This is a genomic window from Rhodoblastus sp. (assembly GCF_052145335.1).
GTDB lineage: Bacteria > Pseudomonadota > Alphaproteobacteria > Rhizobiales > Beijerinckiaceae > Rhodoblastus.
This window is the reverse complement of the sequence record NZ_JBKQOU010000273.1, coordinates 1-5,653: the sequence shown is the minus strand read 5'-3', so window position 1 is coordinate 5,653 and position 5,653 is coordinate 1. Positions and strand designations below refer to the sequence as shown.

The 5,653-nt window shown below is 62.8% G+C and carries 3 protein-coding genes and 1 pseudogene; all 4 read right to left on the bottom strand.

The window, feature by feature from the left end; all coding sequences use genetic code 11:
* On the bottom strand, nt 1–2,275 hold a 2,275-nt coding region (gene mgtA / locus ACLP2E_RS17035), incomplete at its 3' end, for a magnesium-translocating P-type ATPase (RefSeq protein WP_442466608.1).
* 352 nt (nt 2,276–2,627) lie between these two features.
* A complete protein-coding gene (locus ACLP2E_RS17030; protein WP_442466607.1) occupies nt 2,628–3,914 on the bottom strand; it encodes an MFS transporter in 1,287 nt (428 codons plus the stop codon).
* Between the two features lie 98 nt (nt 3,915–4,012).
* On the bottom strand, nt 4,013–5,020 hold the full coding sequence (locus ACLP2E_RS17025) for a dihydroorotate dehydrogenase-like protein (protein ID WP_442466606.1): 1,008 nt from the start codon (nt 5,018–5,020) through the stop codon (nt 4,013–4,015).
* Nucleotides 5,021–5,066: 46 nt separating this feature from the next.
* A pseudogene (locus ACLP2E_RS17020) lies at nt 5,067–5,653 on the bottom strand (pyruvate:ferredoxin (flavodoxin) oxidoreductase); the annotation flags it as partial.

Sequence of the window (5,653 nt, the reverse complement as noted above, 5' to 3'; positions counted from 1 at the left end):
AAATCAACATCGCGTAAAACGTTATGAAATCGAAGATGGAACTGACCGGACCGAAAACGAGCATGAAGCGTTCGATCAGCTTGATGTCCCATTTCAACGGCTTGACGACCGTCTCCGGATCGACGTTGTCGAACGGGATCGCGATCTCGGAGACGTTGTAGATCAGGTTGTTGAGCAGAATCTGGATCGGCAGCATCGGCAGGAAAGGCAGGATCAACGTGGCGCCAGCCATGCTGAACATATTGCCGAGGTTTGAACTCGCGCCCATCAGAACATATTTCGTCACGTTCTGGACCGCGTTGCGCCCGGCCGCGATGGCGTCGCCGACCACGGCGAGATTCGGCTCAAGAAGAATCAAATCAGCTGCCGCACGAGCGACGTCGGCCGCGCCTTCCACGGAGATTCCGACATCCGCCGCGTGCAGCGCGGGCGCATCGTTGATGCCGTCCCCCATGAATCCCACGACATCGCCGCGCCGCTTGAACGCCAGCAGAATTCGATGTTTCTGCTGTGGATTTATGCGGCAAAACAGATTTATGCCGGGCAGTTGCCCGATCAACGCCTCGTCGGAAATCTGGTCCAGGGTCTCGCCGGACAGCACGCCCGTCACGGCGATGCCGATCTGTGCAAAGACATGACGGGAGACCAGTTCGTTGTCGCCCGTCACCACCTTCACGGTGACGCCCGCCTTTTCCAAGTCCCGGATCGTCTTGCCCGCGCTCGCCTTCGGCGGATCCAGGAAGACCGCGAAACCGGCGAAGACCATGGCGGTTTCATCCGTGATGATCGCGCGATCCCGGTTCGCAGTCCCTGCGTTCGAATCCGCCAGCCGGCTAGCGATGCCCAGCGCGCGCAGGCCTTGCGCGCCAAGTCCATCGAGGGTCGCTTGAATGTCGGCGCGCCTCTTGGGGGTGAGAAGCTTCACCACGCCATCGGCGTCCTGATATTGGTTGGACAGCCGAAGTACATCCTCGGGAGCGCCCTTGACGAACAAACCGCGCTTGCCGCCGTGCTCCACCAGAACCGAAACCCGTCGCCGTTCGAAATCGAACGGCGCCTCATCGATCTTCGTGAAGTTCGTCATGTCGAAGGGACGCGCCGACAGGATCGCCTCGTCCAGCGGGCTCTTTAAGCCCGTCTCGAACTTGCTGTTGACATAGGCATAGGAAAAGGCGTTCGCGCTCTCGGCGCCCGCGCCGTCGATCACGCGTAACAGCTTGATCTTCGCCTCCGTGAGCGTGCCCGTCTTGTCGGTGCACAGAACATTCATGGCGCCGACGTCGTGGATCGCAGACAAACGCTTCACGATCACTTTTCGTTTGGCCATTTGCATGGCCGAGCGGGCAAGCGCGACGGTCACGATCATAGGCAGCAGTTCCGGCGTCAGGCCGACCGCGAGAGCGACGGCGAACATGATCGATTCCAGTATCGGCCGCGCGAACCAAACGTTCACGAGGAGCACGAATATGATCAGCGCCACGGTGAAGCGCATGATCAGCATGCTGAAGCGACGAATTCCCAGGGCGAAGTCGGTGGCCGGGGGCTTCTCGGCCAGGCTGGTCGCGAGTTGGCCGATCGCCGATCTGCTGCCGGTCCGGCAGATCAGAATAGTCGCCGTTCCGCTGATGATGGAGGTGCCCGAAAATAGGACGTTGGAGGCGCCCGCCGGGTTTCTTTCTCCGCAAGCGGAGTCGCTGACCCATTTCTCGGCGGGATAAGGCTCGCCGGTGAGCAAAGCCTGATTGACATAGAGGTCACGACTCTCGAGCAAACGCGAATCCGCAGGAACGAGATCGCCGGCGACCAGCTCGACGATATCGCCGGGCGCCAATTGGCTGATCGGAACCGAGATGGCCTTGCCGTCGCGTCTGACGGTCGCCTGCACGGAAACCGACGCGCGCAGGGAGGCCACCGCATTTTGCGCCCGAACATCCTGGACAAAATCGAAAACGACGCTCACCATGACGATGACGACGATGACGATGAAACTCGCGAAGCCCCCCGAGAGCGCGGACACGCCGGCCGCTATCAGGAGGATGATGATCAGCGGGTTCGCGAAACGGAGGAGGAACTGGCGCCAAAGCGGCGCTATTTTCACGTCCGACGCATTGTTCTCGCCATATCTCGCGAGCTGGGACTTATACTCCGCAGTCGTCAAACCCTCGATTTTCGTCTCCAGTCGGACCAACAGGCGACCTGCTGGTTCCCGCCAGATCTGCTCGAGATCCGGCTCGCCCGACCCGGAAACCTCCGGCGCGACGGGCGGCGAAGGCAGGGCCAGGGGCGGGGGGATGAGAGGCTTGTCGTCGATTTTGAGGAGTGTCATCGGATACCATCCTCGAATGTTCCCGCCCGCGCTAAGCAATGCGAATGGATGGGAATCAAAGCCGGATTGTTGTCGGCGCCGTTATCTCGGTCTGCGGTCTGCGGTCTGCGGTCTCGGTCTCTCAACGACAGCTAGACCGGCTCATCCCGATGGGACAGGGCCGGAAACTACTCTATGCGATCCGCTGCGTCGGAGGCGGCCGGCGACTGCGACGAAACCGCCCGAGTCCGCCGGCGCCGCGATCCGCGAGGCCGCGACGCGACCGAAGATGCCGGCCGCAACCTTTTGGCTTGGATCGACCTCACTGTCCGGCCAAGGGCTTGTGGGTGGCCGCGCCGGTCTCCTTTAGGAACAGCGCCGCGAGCCCCCCGAGGATGATGACCGCGATCATCGAGCCGCCTCCTTCGACAAAGTCCGGGAGCTGCAGCGCCGCGCCGCCGGCGAATTTCTGCAAGAGCCAGCCGAAGGCGGGCGCCCCGGCGGCGCTGAGCACGAAGACGAGAAAATTGATGGCGCCGGTCGCGCTGCCTTTGACCTCGTCTGGATTGGCCTCCTTGATGATCGAATAGGGAATCATCGCTGCTCCGGAGCCGAAGCCCAGCAGGAAGGCGAGAAGATAATGCGGTGCGCTGTTGGGCGGCAGGTAAAGGATGGCCGCCATGGAAAACAGCATCAGCACGACGCCGAAATAGAGCGCCGGCTTGCGCAGGCCGATGCGGTCCGCGACATAGCCGAGCGCCGGCGCGCCGATGACCCAGCCGAAGGGCACCATGGCGGCGCGATCCACCGCTTCCGTGTAAGGCAGGCCCCAGCCCTCGCGCAGGAAGGAGACGCCCCATACCATGCTGCCGGCCGTCGTCGGCAGGAACAGAAGGCCGGCGCACAGTCCACACAGATAGGTTTGCGGATTGGACAACACGATTTTATAGGGCGCGAACATCGTCCAGATCGAGGACTTGAACTTTTCGTCTGCGTCCAGCGGCGGCGTGACGAACAGCAGGATGACGGCGACGACGAAGGTGACGACGCTGGCATAGATCCAGAAGTTCTGCCAGGAGACCACGCCGTGAATGAGGGGGGCGACCGCGAATTGGCCGGCGGAGCCGCCCAGCATCCCAACGCATTGCGTGATGCCGATGGCGGTGGCGAGATAGCGGCGCGGAAAACCGTGAGCTGCCAGATAGACGGCGCCGGTGAAAGCGAACGCGGCCCCGGCGCCCTGGAGCAGGCGTCCGAGGCCGGCGAGATTTTGGTCGCCGAGGCCGAACAAGGCGATGCCGGCGGCGAGAAGCGCCGTGCCGAAAGAGATCGGATATTTGCCGCCCCAGCGGTCGAGCGCCGCGCCCGCGATCAGCGCAAAGGTCGAATAAGTATAATAGTAGAGGCCGATCAGGGAGCTGAGGCCGAGCGTGTCCAGCGCGAATGCCGATTTCAATTCGGGCAGCATGACGCTCGGCGCCGACCGCACGGCATATTGCAGGAAATAAAAGATGACGCAGAAGAACCAGGCGACGACGAAAGAAGTCCTGAAACGCCCGGTGAGCTTTGGTTGCGGCTTCGCGATTGTGACCTGAGGTGCGATTGTCATGACGATTCTCCCGTTCGGGTTTGGCCCCGAGGTTCTCTTGCGTGCGCGCGACAGGCCTTCGTTGTGCGGCGGCGCTTCAACGAATCGGTGGCGTCCTCTCAGCGAATTACGGAGGCATAGCCGGCCGTCAGAATGTCGCGATATTCGGCCCGCATCAGCGCCGCGGCGTCGAAGGCGCGGCGATGGTCGGCGAGCCGGCCCCTGAAGTCGTCGAGCGACGTGAAGCCGTGCTGCTCCATCCAGTCGCGCAATCCTCTCACCAGAACCCCGATATGGGCCGGGCCGAATTTGACGAGTGCCGAGGCAGTCATGGCGACATCCGCTCCGACAAGCAGATATTTCACCACCTCCTCGCCGCTCCACACGCCGGTGGTCGCGGCGATCGAGCCCTTGAAGCGCAGAGATATGAGAGAAATCCACATCAGCGGGACACGGATGTCGTAGGGCGCGCTCAAATGGAGATTCACCTGCGGCGTCAGCGCGTTGAGATCGATGTCCGGCTCGTAGAAACGGTTGAACAGCACGAGCCCGTCCGCTCCGGCGCCGGCCAGTTTCGTCGCCAGATTAGCCGGCGAGCTGAAGAAAGGCGCGATCTTGACGGCGACCGGAATGCTGACCTTCTGTTTTACCGCGCGGACGATCGCCGCATAGCTTTCCTCGACTTCGGCGCCGGTCTCGGCGGGGTCGGCGGGGACGCGATAAATATTGAGCTCTATGGCGCTCGCGCCCGCTTGTTGCAATTGCGTCGCGAAATCGACCCAGCCGGATTCGGATTGGCCATTGAGGCTGGCGATGATCGGAACGCCCGCCCGCTCCGACGCCTTGCGCAGGATTTCGAGCCGGCTTGCCAGAACGCCGCGGTCCTCGGTCCGCGTGGGAAAATATCCAGCCGCCTCGGGCTGGCTGTCGGCCCCTTGATCCGTCAGCGCGGCATATCGCAATTCCTCTGCGACGATCTGCTCCTCATAGATCGACGCCATGACGATGGCCGCCGCGCCGGCGTCGGCGAGCCGCAACACGCCGTCGAGGTCGGCGGATAGCGGGGATGGCGAGGCGACGACCGGATGCTTGAGGTCAAGGCCGAGATATTTGGTGCTCAAATCCATGGCGTTTCTCCATAATTGCGGCGCGGCCAGGCTTTGCTCCAGCGGTTCATTGCGGGGCGTCCTCCCAGTGGGGCAGGAAGCGGCTGCCGTCGCGGGCGGCCAGATCTTCGTAGATCCGGTAATTTTCCAGCACCGCCGCCTGGGCCTGGCGCAGCATTTCCGCAGCGGACTCGGGATGAGACCGCGTGAGGGTCTCGTAGCGAAGCTCGCGATAGATATAGTCGCGCAGCGGCAGGCGCGGACGCGGCGAATCCAGCCGGAACGGATTGAGGCCCTGGCTGCGCATGGTCGGGTCGAACCGGAACAAAGGCCAATAGCCGCTGCCCACCGCGCGCGCCTGTTGCTTCATCCCCGTTCGCATGTCGATGCCATGCGCGATGCACTGGCTATAGGCGAGGACGAGAGAAGCGCCCGGATAGGCTTCCGCCTCGCGCAGGGCGATCAGGGCCTGTTCGGCGTTGGCGCCGAGCGCGATCTGGGCGACATAGACATTGCCATAGGAAATCGCCTGCAGGGCGAGGTCCTTGCGCGGCGTGCGCTTGCCGGCGGAAGCGAATTTGGCCGAGGCGCCGAGCGGCGTCGCTTTCGACGACTGCCCGCCGGTGTTGGAATAGACCTCGGTGTCGAGCACCA